Annotated in this window: 18 protein-coding genes; 4 read left to right on the forward strand and 14 right to left on the reverse strand. The window is 26.0% G+C overall.

Features of this window, described 5'->3' with window-relative positions; translation table 11 throughout:
* Positions 1–64: 64 nt before the first annotated feature.
* Together ABUA17_RS16125 and ABUA17_RS16130 are read right to left on the reverse strand one after the other, a co-directional pair.
* A complete protein-coding gene (locus ABUA17_RS16125; protein ID WP_195951781.1) occupies positions 65–853 on the reverse strand; it encodes a GHKL domain-containing protein in 789 nt (262 codons plus the stop codon).
* Between the two features lie 519 nt (positions 854–1372).
* Positions 1373–2083, reverse strand: a complete 711-nt coding sequence (locus ABUA17_RS16130; RefSeq protein ID WP_195951780.1) for a LytR/AlgR family response regulator transcription factor — start codon at positions 2081–2083, stop codon at positions 1373–1375.
* A 197-nt stretch (positions 2084–2280) separates the two neighbouring features.
* Here ABUA17_RS16130 and ABUA17_RS16135 point away from each other — a divergent pair, with 197 nt between their 5' ends.
* Entirely contained in the window at positions 2281–4005 is a 1725-nt protein-coding gene (locus tag ABUA17_RS16135; protein ID WP_195951779.1) for a sensor histidine kinase, read from the forward strand.
* A 73-nt stretch (positions 4006–4078) separates the two neighbouring features.
* On the opposite strand, the gene ABUA17_RS16140 is transcribed toward ABUA17_RS16135, so the two are convergent.
* From ABUA17_RS16140 to ABUA17_RS16170, 7 genes are all read right to left on the reverse strand, one after another.
* Positions 4079–4282: a cysteine-rich CWC family protein gene (locus tag ABUA17_RS16140; RefSeq protein WP_042400485.1), complete on the reverse strand. Its 204-nt coding sequence runs from the start codon at positions 4280–4282 to the stop codon at positions 4079–4081.
* 159 nt (positions 4283–4441) lie between these two features.
* On the reverse strand, positions 4442–5812 hold the full coding sequence (locus ABUA17_RS16145) for an MATE family efflux transporter (RefSeq protein ID WP_195951778.1): 1371 nt from the start codon (positions 5810–5812) through the stop codon (positions 4442–4444).
* A gap of 239 nt (positions 5813–6051) precedes the next feature.
* A complete protein-coding gene (locus ABUA17_RS16150; RefSeq protein ID WP_288161392.1) occupies positions 6052–6675 on the reverse strand; it encodes a sensor histidine kinase in 624 nt (207 codons plus the stop codon).
* A gap of 26 nt (positions 6676–6701) precedes the next feature.
* On the reverse strand, positions 6702–7670 hold the full coding sequence (locus ABUA17_RS16155) for a ligand-binding sensor domain-containing protein (RefSeq protein WP_195951777.1): 969 nt from the start codon (positions 7668–7670) through the stop codon (positions 6702–6704).
* Positions 7671–7796: 126 nt separating this feature from the next.
* Complete coding sequence (locus tag ABUA17_RS16160) at positions 7797–8555, reverse strand: ligand-binding sensor domain-containing protein (RefSeq protein ID WP_195951776.1); 759 nt, start codon at positions 8553–8555, stop codon at positions 7797–7799.
* 122 nt (positions 8556–8677) lie between these two features.
* On the reverse strand, positions 8678–9328 hold the full coding sequence (locus ABUA17_RS16165) for a helix-turn-helix transcriptional regulator (protein WP_042400498.1): 651 nt from the start codon (positions 9326–9328) through the stop codon (positions 8678–8680).
* Positions 9329–9348: 20 nt separating this feature from the next.
* On the reverse strand, positions 9349–10533 hold the full coding sequence (locus tag ABUA17_RS16170) for a M20 metallopeptidase family protein (protein WP_349818131.1): 1185 nt from the start codon (positions 10531–10533) through the stop codon (positions 9349–9351).
* Positions 10534–11011: 478 nt separating this feature from the next.
* Here ABUA17_RS16170 and ABUA17_RS16175 point away from each other — a divergent pair, with 478 nt between their 5' ends.
* Positions 11012–11842, forward strand: a complete 831-nt coding sequence (locus ABUA17_RS16175; protein WP_195951775.1) for a pyridoxamine kinase — start codon at positions 11012–11014, stop codon at positions 11840–11842.
* Positions 11843–11861: 19 nt separating this feature from the next.
* The gene (locus ABUA17_RS16180) at positions 11862–12521 is read left to right on the forward strand and encodes a TIGR04100 family radical SAM protein (RefSeq protein WP_154820502.1); all 660 of its coding nucleotides are present in this window, start codon (positions 11862–11864) and stop codon (positions 12519–12521) included.
* A 132-nt stretch (positions 12522–12653) separates the two neighbouring features.
* On the opposite strand, the gene ABUA17_RS16185 is transcribed toward ABUA17_RS16180, so the two are convergent.
* The 5 genes from ABUA17_RS16185 to ABUA17_RS16205 all read right to left on the reverse strand — a co-directional run bounded on the left by ABUA17_RS16185 (position 12654) and on the right by ABUA17_RS16205 (position 18291).
* Positions 12654–14099 carry a PTS transporter subunit EIIC gene (locus ABUA17_RS16185; RefSeq protein WP_154820503.1) on the reverse strand — a complete coding sequence of 482 codons (1446 nt, stop codon included), beginning with the start codon at positions 14097–14099 and terminating at the stop codon, positions 12654–12656.
* A gap of 22 nt (positions 14100–14121) precedes the next feature.
* On the reverse strand, positions 14122–15786 hold the full coding sequence (locus ABUA17_RS16190) for a glycoside hydrolase family 13 protein (protein WP_154820504.1): 1665 nt from the start codon (positions 15784–15786) through the stop codon (positions 14122–14124).
* 12 nt (positions 15787–15798) lie between these two features.
* Positions 15799–16644: a Cof-type HAD-IIB family hydrolase gene (locus ABUA17_RS16195; protein ID WP_154820505.1), complete on the reverse strand. Its 846-nt coding sequence runs from the start codon at positions 16642–16644 to the stop codon at positions 15799–15801.
* 139 nt (positions 16645–16783) lie between these two features.
* The gene (locus ABUA17_RS16200; RefSeq protein ID WP_154820506.1) at positions 16784–17536 is read right to left on the reverse strand and encodes a MurR/RpiR family transcriptional regulator; all 753 of its coding nucleotides are present in this window, start codon (positions 17534–17536) and stop codon (positions 16784–16786) included.
* Positions 17533–18291: a MurR/RpiR family transcriptional regulator gene (locus ABUA17_RS16205; protein ID WP_154820507.1), complete on the reverse strand. Its 759-nt coding sequence runs from the start codon at positions 18289–18291 to the stop codon at positions 17533–17535. The genes ABUA17_RS16200 and ABUA17_RS16205 overlap by 4 nt, the downstream gene beginning before the upstream one ends.
* 265 nt (positions 18292–18556) lie before the next feature.
* Between ABUA17_RS16205 and ABUA17_RS16210 the strand changes: the two genes are divergently transcribed.
* The gene (locus tag ABUA17_RS16210; RefSeq protein ID WP_195951774.1) at positions 18557–19165 is read left to right on the forward strand and encodes an ATP-dependent Clp protease proteolytic subunit; all 609 of its coding nucleotides are present in this window, start codon (positions 18557–18559) and stop codon (positions 19163–19165) included.
* The last annotated feature ends 85 nt before the right edge of the window (positions 19166–19250 follow it).

Here is a 19250-nt window from a genome sequence, read left to right on the forward strand (position 1 = left end):
AAATAGTAGTTATATTATATATTATAACCATATTTATAGAGGTTAATCAAATTTCAACAGTTTATTAAAACAAAGCCAAAACAATATTATTATTTTTTTCAAATATATCAATGTATATTATCTTTTCTTTAGATTTTAATGCACCTTCTATAGCATTATCTAATATATTACTAAGAATTATATTTATATCAAAATCCGAAATATTTCCTCTTCGTATTTTTTCAGATTTAATATTAAATTCAATTTTTTTGCTATTTCCATATAAATATTTAGATGTTATTATTGAATCTATAAGAAAATCTTCAGTATAAATTAAAGCTTCAGCAATCAATATTTCTTTATCTAATTCCTCAATATAATCAAACAACTTCTTATGTTCATTTGCAATTGCTAAGTTACAAATAACATTTATATTATTTCTATAATCATGTTTCCAAGATTTTATATTAGTATATATTTCAGATATTTCTTTTATATATTTTTCTTCTAATTCTGTTTGTTTAATACTCATTTCTAATAAATATTTTTCTTCAATTTCTTTAGAAAGAATTATTAAAATTTTATATAAAAAACCATTTATGCAACATAATAATATACTTATTTCAGTTTTATAAATTATATTAAAAGCAACAATACCTATATTATCTAATAATTGAATAATTAAACACAATTGTATTATAATAAATATAAAACTTGATATTAATATTTGACTATTACTAAATTTTTCAATAAAATCTTTTTGCTTTATATGAAATTTTATAATAAAAATCTGCAATAATACGGAAATTAAATGTAAACTTTCATCTAATAAGAAACTTTGATTTAATAATGCTAATATAGTATACTTTCTCAATAGCCTTCCTAAAGTATATACTATAAAATATACAGATAAACAATTTGACACAAATTGGATTATCCAAAAAAAATTTATTAACTTTATTCTTCCCTTTATATAAATTCCACGTACTAACAATATACTGTAATACCCTATAATTGTAGGAATAACACCTATATATGTTCCTACATATAAAAAAAGCAAATGTACTATAACATATAATACTCTAGTACTACTTTTAAGTGTCTTGTTATAATTTAGTACATTATCAAAAAAATATAAAGTAGTACCTATATTAAATATACAAATTATTAATTTAATAAAATAATCTATAAACTGCATTATTTTCAATACGCTCCTAATATTAAATTGCATAATTATTATTATATTTCTTTTACTATTAAAATTATTATATATAAATTATAAGTATAAAACTATTTTTTTCATCAAATATGCTAAATAGTTCACAAATATTACATTCAGAAATAAAAATCTCATACTTGATTATAACTTTATAAAATATGAGTTTTTATATATTTAAAAATATTTAAAATAAAACTCTTTTACTTTATTCTTTTTCATTTTACTAATTGGAATTTCAATGTTATTTTTTAATATTATACTATTCTTCTTTATCTCTTTTGTATATGAAATATTTACTATATAAGATCTATGAGTTCTAATAAATAAATTCCCATCTAATTCCTTTTCTAAATCAGATATTTTCTTTTTAACTATTACTTTACTATCCTTAGTATTAATTTCTATATAATGTTGGTAAGATTCACAATATACTATATCGTCAAGTTTTAAATTTATAATATCACCAAATCTCTTAATGGTAATGATATCTTTTTCTTTTTTATATAAACACTTTTTCTTCCATGCTTTATCCAAACAAACTAAAAATTTTTCTTCGTTTACCGGTTTAAGTAAATAATGTATAGCTTCAAAATCATATCCATATGATATGTATTGCTCTAATCCACTAATAAAAATAATACTAACATCTTTATTATTTTCTCTTATTATTTTTGCTAGCTCTATTCCATTTATCTTTTTTAATCCTACATCTATTATTATACAGTCATATTCTATAATACTTTCATTCTTAATAATAAATTCTTCAGCTGAAAGAAACGCCCTTATACTAAGTGAAATTTCTTTTTTTTCTGCCCACTTATTTATTAAAAGTTTGTTAATATCAATTTGATATTTATCATCTTCACATATAGCTATTTTAAACATTTTACCCCCATAAAGCATAATTCTTAAATATAGTCTTGTATATTATATCAATTCACATTATATTTTCAATAAAAATTCATTATATTATATTGCCATTTATGTACATAAATAGTCCTTTTATTAATAAAAGGATAAATTCATGTATTTTTGTGTTACATTATTTGTAAAATGCATTAATTAACTGAATGGAGGTACTAATGATAGATACTAAACGCTTATACACTATAGAAGATTTAGAAACTATTTTAGATTCTTTACCCTGTAGCATTTATATAAAAGATAAAGAAGGAAAATATATTTATACTAATAAATTTGCTGCAGATATTTCCGCATTAGAAAAAGACTCTATTATAGGTAAAACTGATTTTGATTTAAAAGATAGTAGAGAAGCATACAAAAATCTGAGATCTGATAAAAAAACTTTAGAAAATGGAATTCCCTTACTTACAGAGGAATATGGCATAAACAAAACGCAAAATACACCTTTTAGTGTTTATAAAATTCCATTACTTAACTCAAAAAATGTTGTTACTGTTTCAAGACCTCTAGATATAAACAGTACAACAAATATTGACTTCAAAAAAATTACATATAAAAAAACTAACATTGATAACCAAAATAACTACTCAGATTTCATAATTGAAATATTAAATAACTTATGTACTATACTTGCAGCTTCGAATGTAAACATATTCCTATTTAATAGTGATAATTCAGTAATTAACTCATATGCTTCATCCACTATTAACGAAAATATTTTTTATGAAAATATAACTATTAAAATTGATGAACCTCTATTATCAAAAATTGATAATAAAACGAATTCATTTAAACGCTATAAATATATAAATTCAATTCTTTCTAAATATTATAAAAAAGAATATACTACTAAAAATACCTCATCATTTATAGTTAAAGCATTATGCTTTGCAAATAAGGTAATAGGCATACTGCATATAAATTATGATAATATTACTAAATACCAAATAAACAATGAAGGACTCATTAAAGACATATGTGACAATTTAAGTTCACTTTTAGTAAGCTTTAACGTAACAAACGAGTTTGAAAAGTATGTTTTTAAGAAAAATATGATTAATTCAGTTGAATATTCTCCTTCGATACTTTTAAGTAAAATGAATTACTTTGCTACTCTTTCTCATGAGTTTAAGACTCCAATTAATATTATACTTTCAAGTATTCAATTGCTTCTAAAACTACTATCTGATAACTGTGAAATCGATAACGATACACTTTTAAAATATTTAAATATTTTAAAACAAAACTCTTATAGATTATTAAGACTTGTCAATAACGTACTAGATAGTAGCAAGCTAGAAAATAATTTTACTGATTTAACATTAGTTAATTGCAATATAATAAACATAATCGAAAATATAGTATTATCAACATGCGATTATTTAAAACAAAACAATAAAGAAATAATCTTTGATACTGATGAAGAAGAAGTCTTTCTTTCATGCGATCCTGATAAAATAGAAAAAGTCATACTAAATCTAATTTCGAATTCTTTAAAATTTACAGATAGTAATGGAAAAATCAAAGTTAAAATTTTTACAGATTATGAATCAAAAAAACTTTTTGTTCATGTTCAAAATAATGGCCCTGAAATTTCTGTATCAGATTCTAAGAAAATCTTTAGCAGATTTATTCAAAGTGATGAGTTGTTTACAAAAAAAAATCAAGGAACTGGAATTGGATTATTCTTGTGTAAATCCTTTATAGAATTGCATGGTGGTGAAATATGGGCCAACCCTAACTTTAAAAATGGTGCAGAATTCATTTTTTATTTACCAATAAAATTAACTAATAGCGAAAAATTTGATACTTTAAATCAAAGTACACCTTCATCAAAAATTGAAAAATGTAATATAGAATTTTCAGATATATATTCAATATAATATTGTCTAATTAAATTATATTTATATCTAAAAACGGTATCTTTATTTTTAATAAAGATACCGTAAAATATAATTACTTATTAAATTTTTCTTTATATTCCATTATGCATTTTTTGCAAATACACGCCTTTCCCCTTAACTCTGCTGGTATTTGTTCTCTTAACTCTTTAGGAACTTTAATTTTTTCACACCAGCATCCTTCATGAGTTAATCCATTTTCATATCCACAATTATTGGGATTTCCACAAATAGGGCAAATACTTTTATCAACTTTCATTATCTTCATCTTCCTTTTTATTTCTACTAATATAATTTAATAATAAACATATTAATTATTAAATATACTTAATAATTAATTATTATATGCATATTAATATATAAATAAAGCCTCTTCTCAACAGCAAACAAAAACATTTACTGAATGCACATATAAATTTTATGGTACATTTATCAATATACTTTTATTTTTTAACAAAGTTATAGACTTTTTACGTGATTCTATTAATACTATAACACCTAAGATTATAAATGTTATTAATTCAGCTAAAGGCAATGATAAAAATACCCCGGTAGTTCCTATAAAAGGAGGCAACACTACTGTAAATATAAATTGAAATACAAACCCTCTTCCTATAGATATTATATTTGCATAAATATTTTTACCAATGGCCTGATAATATCCACTCATAGTAAATATTATTCCTATAATAGGACTCCCAATACAATAAATTAATATCATTTTATATGCAAATTCTATATTTTTAGAATCAACTCCAAAAATTCTAATTATTTCTCTTCCATAAGCAAATATTCCACTATAAACCAAAACACCACCTAAAATGCACACACAAATTGTTATATAAATAAATTGATTCATACGTTTATATTTCTTAGCTCCATAATGATAACCAATTAATGGTTGTAATCCTTGAGCTATTCCCATACATGTATTTACTAAAAAGCAATTTACATATGTTGCAACTGTATATATTGCAACATCTATAGTACTTCCATATAAAAACATAGTTTTATTTTGTGTTAATAGTATAATTCCATAAGATATTTGAATTGCAAAGCTTACAAAGCCAATCTTTAAAATTCTTCTTACTATTGTTGTATCTACTTTTAAATTTTCCTTTTTTATCTTTATAGTAGCTTTTCCATTTATAAAATGATATAAAGATACTGTCATTGATATTACTATACTTGCGCTTGTGGCAACTGCTGCACCTTTTACTCCAAATCCAAGCTTCATAACAAATAACCAATCTAATATTATATTTGCAACTGCTCCAACGCCTATCATAATCATTGATAAATCTGGCCTTCCATCAGTTCTAACTATTGGATTTAAAGCTGTTGCAAACATATATGGTATTGCAATTATAAATATTATTGTATAATAATCAATTGCACTTTGCATAGTATCTGGAGTTGCCCCTAGTATTTTAATTATTTGCCCTCTAAATATAAGTCCTAATATAGTAATTGTAACTCCTACAATAATTATTAAACTAATACAAGTTCCTAATGTTTTTTCAGCCTTTTTATTTTTACCTTTTCCCATATAAATTGCCATTATACTACTAGTACCAATTCCTATCATAAGTCCTATTCCAACAATAAGAGTTACTGCTGGCCATGCAATATTTACTCCGGCAAGTCCAACTTCCCCAACTCCTTGTCCTATAAATATTCCATCTACCACTGTATATATCGTGTTTAATACTACTCCAACTACAGATGCAAGTATAAATCTTACCCATACTTTAAATATATTAGAATTTAAAACGTCTTTTATATCCACAGTTCTATTCCTTTCTTTGCATAAATAAAAGTAGCTAAAGTATTAACTCTAACCACTAAATTTACTATATTTTATTTATTCAAAATAATTATATATTCATTAATAAAAATTTCAATAATTATATCACATATTTTAAATTAATAATAAAAGCAAAACTTCTATAAATAACATTTATTAAATTAGTTGATAATCTAATTTTAATGTTAATTATAGAAGTTCTAAAATAATATTAACACTTTTTAATTTATAGGTAACACTAGTGTAAACTTACTTCCTTTCCCCAACTCACTCTCTAACTCAACATGTCCACCATGTAACTCTACAATATACTTAACTAACGTTAATCCAACTCCACTACTACTCACCTTAGTTGAATTAACATTACCACCTTGCTCAAATCTCTTAAATATAAATTCTTGATCATCCTTAGATATTCCAAGACCATTATCTTCAATAGAAATACTTACAGTATTATCTTGCTCTTTAATTAAAACTTTAATTTTCCCATCTTTTTCTGTAAACTTAACTGCATTTCCAATAAGGTTACCAACACATCTCTCTATTTCCTTTGAATCACAACATATTGGTAATTCTTCAATTTCTGGATCAATTATTAATTCAATTCCCTTATTGTTAATATACTCACTCATATTTAATGCAGTTTCTTCTACTAAATATACTATATCAATATTTTCTTGTTTACTTATTTTATAAGCACCAGATTCTATCTTAGAACTATCTATAATATCATTTATTATACTTAATAAACTATTAGAGCTTTTCTTTATTACATCTATATAGTACAAAGCTTTCTCCCTAGTTATATTTCCCTTCTCCTCTAAGGAATTTAATAATTGAAGCACAGATAAAATTATATTTAATGGTGTTCTTAATTCATACTATTATCTATAATTATACTATTTATATAATCATTAGCTAATCCATCTTGCTCATAATAATTAATAAAGCTTTCTTCTTTAATATTAAACTTATTTAAACCACATTCAGTTCCTATCCAAAGGTTTCCCTTACCATCTCCTTGAATACAGTTTATAGAATCATAACTTAATGAATTTTTATCTGAGCTTGATAAATAATTCTTAATTACCCCTTCTGTTTTATGAAATTTTATTAATCCCCCTTCTAATCCTCCAGCTAACCAAAGAATATTTTCATCACTTTCATCTTGAAAAATATCGTATATTTTATAGTTTTTAATTCCATTTTGTAAAAAATTATCTTTATAATCAATTACTTCATGATCTTCATATCCATCCCTATATAATCCATCCATAGTTGCTATCCATAAATATTTACCATCATTTATAATTTTAAAGTTTTTATTCATAAAAAGGTTTATATTCATTTCATCATAAGGATATGACTTAACTCTATATGTTTCTTTATTTATTGAATTTACTCCCTTTTCAGTTAATATTATTATATTATTGTTCCTTCCTTCTAATATACACTTAATTTTATTACTTAATAAAGAATAAATGTCATTTTCATCAAAAACAAATCTCACCATATCATTTTCAGATATATCAAACTTAATTAATCCATTTTCATCAGTTCCTATCCTTAAATCGTTATTATCATCTTCCCAAAATGTTGTTATACTACTTTCATATATTCCATATTTATTTAATATATTATTTATTGTATTACTAAATTGCTGCTCTATATTTAATATACTAATTCCCTTATTAGTACCTACCCATAGCACTCCACTTCTATCTTCATATAAACATGTTATTGAATTACTCAACAAATAATTAGGTGCCGCATTATATATCTTTATTTTATTACTACTTATAATATATCTTATTAACCCATTTCCTTCTGAAAGCCACATATCTCCATTGCTTTTATGTAATAATTGGGTTACATTATTATATGATTCTGTTTCTATTCTAATATCAACGTTAAAACTTCCTGTTTCATAATCTATATTTATTACTTTAAATATACCACTTTTAGCTTATATCCATATTTCTCCTTTACAATTTTTATCTATTTCATATACATATTCTAATTTATCATTTTCATTTTTGCTATTATATATAGAATTTGTATTTAAATTCATAACAGCTATTCCATCTATAGTCGATATCCACAAGTATCCAAAATCATCCTCTTGTAAGTCAGTTATGTAATTATTAGTTATGCTACTATTGCTACCATCTGAATAATACTTTATAAATCTATTATTAACCTCATCATATTTATTTAATCCATATTTAGTTCCAATCCACATGGTATCATTACTATCCCTATATATCGTTGTTATATCCCCATTAGATAATTCAGAGTCCTTACCTTCTTCCGCTCCTATTCTTATTATCTTATCTCTATCTCTGTTGATAATATTTAATCCATAATCTCTCCCAACCCATATATTCTTATGTCTATCTTCATTTATACTTGTAATATGTGGTGATGCAATACTGTTTTCAGTATTATTTTCATAAGAATATTTTACTAGCATATTACCATTATATTGATTTAATCCATCCTCTGTACCTATCCAAATATAACCTATGGAATCTTGATAAATATCTGTTATAAGATTACTTGATAATCTATCATTTACAGTTAAATTTTTGAAATTTATTTTATTTTCCTGTACAGTTGATTCATTACAAAATTCTATTTTATCAGCATAAACTACATTATATTTAATTAATAAATTAAATAATACCATAATAAATAATATTATTTTTTTTATGTTTCTTTTCATTTATATCATTCTCCACTTTTACCATCACTATCCAATGAATACAATTACATTTTCATAATTATTCCAATAATTATAATGATAATAAAAAAAATAAGACATTTAATGTCTTATTTTTCATATTTTTATACTATTTTGATATTTTTTTTATTTATTCTATAATCAATTATGTTAGCTTTACATTTTTTATTTATAACTACAACATTATATATATCTTTTATTAAAAGTAATTTATATTCTTCATTATATCCATATAAACATAGTCCTTCTTTTCTTAAAACATAAGAAATTGGAAGTAAAGTTATTTTACCTTTTTTACTATCTATCTCTATATAATTCTTATTTTCTAAAGCTTTATCAATTTCCTTACATATATTACTTTCAGCATCAAACTTTTCATCATATAAATCTACTATAAAATGCTCCTTTAATTTTTCTAGGGCTTTCGTAGAGTTACCCTTATCCAAAATTTTAAACCTATCAATTAAATTTGCCTCTTCTATATCCTTACTTATATTTTCAGAAATATATATTGAAAACATTAGCTTTTCATAATCATTATTTCTTAATATTTGTCTGTTTATTACATAATCTCCGTCTATAATAACTCCGCCATTTTTTCCCCTATATATTATTATCGGAATACCTAATACTGATAATTTATCTAAATCCCTTTGAATCGTTCTAGGTGATACATTATAAACTGTAGCAAGTTCCTTAATTGTAACTTTAGAACTACTTCTTAATAAATAAAATAAAATTTCCAATAATCTCATAATTATTGCTATTAAATTTCTTATTTATTATTTTTTAGCCACATAATAGAACAATATGTATGCATAGCGGCTCCAGTAACTAATATATCTTCGTTAAATACAACTTTTTCATTATGCATTGGTTCACCATATAATGGATTTTCTTGCTTAGTACCAGCACCTAACATAAGGTAAACACTTGGTACTTCATATGAATAAGATGCAAAATCTTCTGATCCCATTCCTCCACCTTCAAATAAGCACACAGCCTTTTCACCAACTAAGTCTTTTACATAAGAAGTAACTTCCTTAGCTAGTTCAGTATCATTTGTTAATGGTGGTACTGATGATAATTCTATTAATTTAGCTTCTCCTCTAAACATCTTAGCTGTAGATTCCACTATATCCTTCATTCTATCAAATATAAATTCTCCAACTTCTTTATCTAAAGCTCTTATTGTACCTTCCATAACAACTTCTCCAGGTATTATATTAGGTGCTTCTCCCCCTACAAATTTTCCTATTGTTACAACTGCTGGTTTTGTAGCTGATATTTCTCTTGCAATAATTTCTTGTAAAGATATATATATGTGTGCTGCTATATTTATTGGATCTACCCCAAGTTCTGGCATAGCTCCATGGCATCCTGTTCCATTTACAACTATTCTGAATCTATTACATCCAGCTATACTAGTTCCTAAACCACATAATACAACATTAGATGGTGTAGAAGAATGTACGTGCATTGCCATAGCTGCATCAACCTTAGGGTTTTCAAGTACGCCTGCCGCTAACATCTTTTTAGCTCCAGTAAATCCTTCTTCATCTGGTTGGAATACTAGTTTAATAGTTCCTTCTATCTCATCTTGATTTTGTCTAAGTAATTTTGCTGCACCTAAAAGCATTGCTGTATGCATATCGTGTCCACAAGAATGCATACATCCATTATTTGATTTAAAATCACATTCAGTAGCTTCTGCCATTGGTAGCGCATCCATATCTGCTCTTAGTAAAAATGTTTTACCTGGCTTATTTCCTTTAATTGTAGCAACTATACCACTTTCACATATCTCTTCTGGCTCATAACCAAACTCCTTTAACTTATCCATTACATAAGCTTTAGTTTTAGGCAATTTATCCCCAACCTCTGGATTTTTATGGATGGTTCTTCTAAATTCTACGATATCATCCTTTATTAAATTTGCTTGTTCCATAAGTTTATTCATGTCTACACTTCCTTATAAATTAAAATCTTTTTATGCATTAATTCATTTTCACTATATATAATATTCCTTAAATACGACATTTGTAGTCGTATTTTTTTATTAAAAAAAATTTTACATATAAATTATTTTTTATAGTACTTTTAATATACTGTACAACATAAGTTTACTCCATCTTATCTATTTTTAAATATATTATTTCAAACTTATTCATCAAATACTCTATCTTTAAAATAATACTTTATGTCATTATTAGTAATTTCTTTTATCACTTTACAAAAAATCCCCTATAATATTTATATTACTTATGAAATTTCCTACAAAAATATCTTAATAATAAAAAATATAAATAGATAGTAATACTCTAATATAATATCAATTAATAAGCTTTGTAACTTCAATATTGTATCGTTACAAAGCTTTTAAAATTGATTTTCCTATACTCTTCTTTTATAATTATTACTTAAAGGATGTGAAAAAAATGAGGGGATTTAATCAGAAAAAAATAGCGCTTATAAATGATATAACTGGCTTTGGTAGATGCTCTATAGCAGTTTCTTTACCTATTATCTCAGCACTTAAAGTTCAATGTTGTTTTATACCAACAGCAATCCTATCTAATCATACTGGATTCAATAATTTTTTCTTTGAAGATTATACTCCTAAAATGAGAGAATATATAAATAATTGGGAAACTCTAGGATTAAATTTTGATGGAATTTGTACTGGATTTTTAGGATCAAAAGAGCAAATAAAAATAGTAATAGAATTTTTAGAAAAATTTAAAACAAAAGATAATATAGTTTTAATCGATCCCGTTATGGGTGATTATGGAAAACTTTATTCCACTTATACAGATGAAATGTGCAAAGAGATGCAAAACTTAATAAAATATGCAGATGTTTTAACACCTAATCTTACTGAGCTTTGTAGATTATTAGACTTACCTTATCCCAATGAAACTCCAACTCATGAAGAATTATATTCTTTATGTGAAAGATTATCACTTGAAGGTCCAAGCAAAATAGTAATTACAGGTTTACAAAGACAAGGAGCAATAGAAAACTTTATATTTGAAACTGATAAACCCTTTAAAATTATAAAGGTTGAAAAAATAGGTGGCGATCGTTCAGGCACCGGTGATATTTTTTCCTCTATTGTATCAGCTAGTATTGTTAAAGGAGAAGATTTTGTGTCTTCGGTTGAAAAGGCTACGAGCTTTATTAGTAAATCATTAAAGTTTACTACTGATTTAAACTTACCTGGAAGCTATGGTGTTTGTTTTGAAGAATTTTTAACTGAATTAAAATAATATAAAAGGATGTGTTTAAATGGTTATTTTATATACTAGTGATAAGGGTAATTTTATAAGCTTAAAAAATATAACTATTGATGAAATGGAAGCAAGGGGAATAAAGAAAAATATTTATGTGAATTTAACTAATCGTTGTCCCTGTGCCTGTACATTTTGTTTAAGAACGACAAAAAAAATGGCTGAAACTAATAGCTTATGGCTTCAAAAGGAACCAACAATTGAAGAAGTAATTGCTGAGTTTGAATCTATAGATATTAGCCTTTATGATGAAATTATCTTCTGTGGTTTTGGAGAACCAACAGAAAGATTAGATGCAATAATTGAAATTTCAAAATATATAAAGAAAAGAAATTCAAATATGCCAACAAGGATAAATACTAACGGATTGGGCGACTTAATTAACAAAAAAGAAATTGCACCTTTATTAAAAGATTTAATTGATACAGTTTCAATTAGTCTTAATGCTCCAACTGCTGAAGAATTTTATGAAATAACTAAGAATAAATTTGGAATTGAATCTTACGAAGCTATGAAAAAATTTGCAGTATCATGCAAATCTTATATTCCAAACGTTGTATTTACTGTAGTTGATTGTATTGGTGAAGATGATATTAAGACTAGCCAAAAAGTATGTGATGATTTAGGTATAAAATTAAGAGTTAGACCTTTTGAATAAAATATTGTAAGTAATAGGATAAAAGAACTTTATCTCATTACTTTTATTTATCAAGGATTCACTTTTTTAACTTTATATATGTAATATTAAATAAGGTACATTCAAAGCAGAATGCACCTTATTTATAATTTTCTATATAATTTGTTCCTTATTTTTATAAGTTATAATTTCCTCTTTCTTTGTAAGTTCCTTTGGTATCGCAAAAGCACAAGTTAATAAAAATGCCACTGCTATGCAGCCTAATGATATTAATGTATAAAATAGTAATTGTTTTCCTTCATAAATATACATTAAATATGATGGTACAACTGCTAATCCATAAGAATTAGATTTAATATTAAATATTGATAAAAGTGCTGCACCCACACCTGAAGTTATTAATGTTACATATAAAGGTTTAAATTTATATCTAATTAATAAACCAAATAATACTGGCTCACTTATACCAAATAACTGAGAAAGCATAGCACCTATACTTGTAGCTTTAATCTTTTCATTTTTACTTCTTAAAGCAAATCCTAAACATACGCCAACATTTGCAAATCCATACATTGCACATAGTGTAATAAGCGGATTAAATCCAGTATTGGCAAGTAATGACGTTTCTATCATTACAAAAGTATGATGTAATCCTGTTAAAACTGATAATGGGTAAATAACACCAATAGCAAATCCCCCTATACCAAAAGGTAATTTAATTAAGTTCTCTATCATTCCAACCATACCAAGTTCAATATTATGCATTATTGGTCCTATACCAAGGAAAACAACTACTAACATAACTAACATAACGATAAATGGAGTAAATATTAAATCTAAAACATTAGGCATTGCTTTTCTTAATTTCTTTTCAAGAGTAGCACCTAAAAATCCAGTAATGATTGCTGTAATAACACTACCTTGACATCCTACTATAGGAATACCAAATAATCTTAACGCTTCAATACCACTACTAGGATCTGCAACTGAATAAGCATTAGGTAATATTGGTGATACAAGCATTAAACCGATTACTATACCGATTACAGGAGTTCCGCCAAAAACTCTAAATGCTGACCAACAAATTATAGCGGGTAAGAAAGCAAATGCTGTATCAGTAAGTACTGAAACTAAAGCTTGAAGTGACTCAGGTATTCCGGCACTTGATGCTCCAAATAAAGCAAGTATCGAATCATTAAACACAACACCTTTAAGTCCTAAGAAAAGTCCCGTTGCTGCTATAATTGGAATTATAGGTACAAATATATCAGCCAATATTCTCATTAATCTTTTTAAACCCTTTTCATTGTCCTTAACAACTGCATCTTGTTCTTGCTTACTCATAGTTTTTAAACCCAATTTTTGAATTTCTGCATAAACCTTATTAACTATTCCAGTGCCTAAAATAATTTGATATTGTCCTGAAGTATAAAAAACACCTTTTACTTCATCTATTTTCTCTACTTCTTCATCATTAATTAAATCATGATCCTTTACGATTAAACGTAATCTTGTAGCACAGTGGGTAACGGAAAGAATATTATCTTTCCCCACTACCTTTATAACCTCTTCAGCAATATTTAAATATTTATTACTCATTATTACACCTCTTCCCATTTTATTAAATAGTAATTAGTAAAGCTTGATTTGGTTTTAAAATTATACCATCCTCACTAATATCTACTTCTTTAAGATTATTAAAAATAACTTTTTTAGATTTTATATTTAAAGGTTCAAAAACTTTATTTTGACTAAAATTAAAATAACAATATATAGTTTCATTTCCATCTTTTCTAGTATATGCAATTACCTCATCATTTTCTGTATCTATTGCGGTAATATTCCCATAAATTAGACACTCTGAATAAATACTATTTTGTCTAAAATCTATCATCTTTTTATAGAATTCATATATACTATCGTCTTGTCCAACTTGAGCCTCTGCATTTATCTCTTTATAATTTTCTATCATTCCAAGCCATGGCTTTACTTTTGAAAATCCACCATACTCTGAGGAGTTCCAAGGAAATGGAGTTCTAGAATTATCGCGACTTCTTAGATTTATAACTTTTAAAGCCTCCTCTTCACTAAGTCCTTCTTGAATTGATCTATAATATTGATCAATACTTGAAATATCATTAAATTCATCTATTGATTTTCTTTCAAAGTTTGTCATTCCAAGCTCTTGACCTTGATATATAAATGGAGTTCCTCTTAATAAGAAATACATAGCTCCAAGCATTTTAATGGCCTCTTTATTATTTTGTTGTTCTAATAAATATTTTGTTGTTGATCTTGGTTGATCATGGTTTTCAATAAAGTTTGCGCTCCATCCATATTCTTGAATAGCCATTTGACTTGCCATTATTCTTTCTCTTAAATCCTTAACCGTCCATGGTACTCTTTTAAACCACTCACTACCAGATGCAATATCTAAATCAGCATATTTAAAATCAAATATCATTGAAAAATAACCATCTTCTCCAATAAAATCATCAAGCTCATCATAACCTACCCCTGGCGCTTCAGCTACTGTAACACAATTATGCTTATTAAAAGTTTCTCTTTTAAGCTCATGTAAAAACTTTTCTATACCTGGTTGATTTCTAGATGTTTTTGTACATTTAACTAATCCATCAACTCCATCAGCTTCTAAACTTTTATATGTTAAATCCTTTTTTATAAATGTAATTGCATCTATTCTAAACCCAGCAATCCCCTTTTCTAACCAATAATTAACCATATCATATAAACTTTTACGAACTTCTTCATTTTCCCAGTTTAAATCAGGTTGTTTCTTACCAAACGCATGGAAGTAATATTCATTTCTTCCGTTAACCTTTTCCCAAACACTCCCCCCAAATACTGATCTCCAGTTATTTGGCACTTCTTCTCCCTCTTTAAATATATAGTAGTCATGGTACTTACTTTCCGGATTCCTAATAGCCTCTTCAAACCACTTATGCTCATCTGATGTATGATTTATAACTAAATCAAGAATTATTTTTATTCCCTTTTCACTAGCTTTCTCAATAAGCTCATCTAAATCTTCCATTATCCCAAATTCAGGTGCTAAATCAAAATAATCACTTATATCATACCCGTTATCATCCATAGGTGATTTATATATTGGACAAATCCAAAGCATTGTTACTCCTAAATCACTTAAGTAACCTAACTTTTCCGTTATTCCTTTTATATCACCAATTCCATCTCCATTGCTATCATTAAAGCTTTTTGGATATATTTGATAAACAATTTCTTTTTGCCACCATTGTCTATTCACAACTACACTCCTTTATATAATATTTCTTCTCTTTAATTCTAAATAAATTCCATCTTTCATTGGCTCTTCACAAATTGAAGTAACATACTGAAATATTTCCTCATTTCCACCCTTAACTCCAATAGCTGTACCCACTGTCTTTAGCATATCTATATCATTTCTTCCATCTCCAAAAGCTATAGTTTTTTCTATAGGAATATCTAAATGATTACACAAATCTAGTATAGCTTCCCCCTTATTACAATCACTTTGAATTATTTCATAGTAATTACGAAAGTCAAATCTAAAACTTTGAGCTAACTGTATTTCATCTCCTGAAAAAATGTTCTTTATTTCTTCAAATATCTCTTCACTTGCCCACAAGCAAATCTTATTAACCCTGTGAAGTTTTTCATTGAATCTGTGTATATTTTCTTCATAAACTATCTTTTGATGTTCTTCAATAAATTGCATTTGTTTATCTGTTAATGATTTAAACTTTTCCTCATTAAGAGAAGTTAGTATCTTTACTGCTTCTTTATTCATAAAAACGATATCATCTGTTTCAAATGTAAAAGCGATATCATCATTTTTATCTTTCAAATAAATATTTACCGCTCTAACTTTCTCCTCCTTAAAGAAAGATTTTTTAATAAGTTTCTTATGAAACTCAATATGAGATCCTCCACCAGCAATAACTCCATCCACATTTAAAGCTAATACGTCTTCTGTTATTGTTCCAATAGTTCTACCTGTACATAAGCAAATATAATAGTTTTTTTCCTTACATATATTTACCGCAGTCTTAGCAGTCTCAGGTATTCCATAAGCTTCATCTCTTAAAGTACCATCAATATCAAAAAATAGTATTCGATACATATCCTGCTCCTCTCTTTTACTGTCAAAGCTATAGTATCAAATAAAAAAGAAGCAATCAATAATGTTGCCTCTTTTAAAAAATATGTCCATACTCTGCACATTATTTCATTTACTGAAAATATGTACATAAAAATATTACTTATATTTGAGCTAAATATTTTTGATACTTTAAAAATAACAATTCAATTAAAATAAAGTATGGAGTTGATATTTCATAATCTAAAATATATTCCTTTGGTAATGCTATTGAATTTATATAAAGATTTTCTTCACATGAAGCTGCTAAAGTATTATTCATCATCCTTGTTATAGATAAAGTTGGAACTCCTTTTAATCTTAAGTCTTTTGCAACCTTAATTACTCCCTTTGATTCTCCAGAAAGAGAAATAATAATTACAAAGTCATCTTCATTTGCTAATGTTCCAACAGCCTCAACCATATCATATCCATGCATATTAAAAATAGTTTTTTGGGTAGGTAGAAATATTCTCTTAAACTCACTAACAACCCTAGCTTGTGCATATCCACTACCATATACAATAATTCTTTTAGCTTTATACATTTTATTAAATATACTAGTACAATCACGATTTTTAATATCTTCAACCATCTTATGATAACTATCAGTAACAGTGCCTAAAAAGTCTATCCATTCATTACTTTTATCTTCTACTTCAAGGCGCAATCTAGCCTTTAACTCACTAAAGCCAGGTAGAGAAATTTTCTTTGCAAAACGGAATAACGTGGTATTTGATACATTACACCTTGCTGCAAATTCATCTATAGAAAGCTTATAACAAGTGTTTTTATTATTTATTATATATTTGCATATTAACTTATCATTTTCATTTAAATTACTATAATATATATTCATTAATTCTTCTATATTCATCTCTTATTCTCCCTAGTATACTCAAGATAGTTTACAAATAATATATCTAAGAGCACATAAAAAGCTGCTGTCATTTCATAAGATAAATTTTGTAATCCATGTAGCATCTTTGTTGATACATAAAGATTGTCCTTGCATATTCTTGCAATTGTATTATTTTCAAAACGAGTTATTGATAATGTCTTTATTTTCGTACTTTCAATAGCTTTTAATATTTGAATTCCTTCTGCTGTTTCTCCTGAAAGTGATACAATTACAAATAAGTCTTTATCCGCAAATTTATTTTGCATAAACTGTACTTCACCTAAATCAAATAAATCTATAACACATTTTCCTGCTGATAAAAATATTCTTTTAAATTCTTCTGCCTCTGCTTTTTGAGCATTGCCTGTCCCATATATGTAGATAGTTTCTGCATTATATATTAATGAGCACACATTTTTATATTGATGCTCTTTTATTTCATCTATTATTTTATGATATGTTTGACATGCTTCTTCTATATCTAAATTTGTATTTTCATATACTTCAGAATCCGATAATTTCAATACATATTTTAATTCTGCAAATGAATTCAAATCTAACTTCCGACAAAATCTAAGTAATGTTGTCCTTGAAACATGACATTTATCTGCGATTTGCTCACAAGTCATTTCCTTGCATTCTTGCTGATTTTTTATTATATAATTAAATATTTGATGATCATTTTGAGTTAGCTTATCATAGTTCTTATTTATTAATTCATCTATTTTCATAACTTACCTCTATGTTATTACTGTAGTAATTTTCTTATATAATTATATATTTATTTATAATATTACTACAACTTACAATTATACATTTTATAAGTAATTATAATCACATAAGCCCTAAAAAAGATACCCTACTTCTTAATTTATACTAAAAATAAATTTTGAATATTTCTCAAATATTATAGTCTATAAACTTCTATTTTCCTATTATAGGTAATATATTATTAATTAGTAAAACAATATTAATTGATAAGAAGGTGTTACCATAATGTTTTATTATAATCAAACTGTAAATGATAATGAAAAATACAAAGAAGAATCAAAAAATTTTTCTAGTATACTTACAGAAAAATCATTAAAATCCAGAACTCTTTTTATTTCTGGTGAAATTAATCAAGAATTAGCTGAGAAGGTATGTACTAAACTATTAATTCTTGAAGAATTAAGCGATGAACCAATTAAAATATTTATAAATAGTCAGGGTGGACATGTTGAATCTGCTGATACAATACATGACGTCATTAAATTTATTAAGCCAAAGGTTATTATGATTGGTACAGGCTGGGTAGCTAGCGCGGGAATAACTATATATCTTGCCGCTGAAAAAGAAAATAGATATTCATTACCTAATACAAGATATATGATACATCAACCATTAGGTGGATTTAACGGTCCTGCTACTGATATTGGAATTGAAGCAAAAGAAATACTTAGAGTCCGCACTAGAATTAATAATTTAATTAGTGAAGCAACTAATCAACCTATAGAAAAGGTTAATAAAGATACTGACAGAAACTATTGGTTAACTTCTACCGAAGCATTAGAATATGGATTAGTTAATAAAATTATTTCAAAGCATTCTGATCTTTGTGATTAAATATAAATGGAGCTGTCGCAATAGCGGGTAAAAAAATCCGCTAGCGATAGCTCTTTTTCTATATTTTCAAAAAAATAATTGTACA

The organism is Clostridium sp. RTP31139st1_H3_RTP31139_211217 (assembly GCF_040227035.1).
GTDB lineage: Bacteria > Bacillota > Clostridia > Clostridiales > Clostridiaceae > Clostridium > Clostridium saudiense.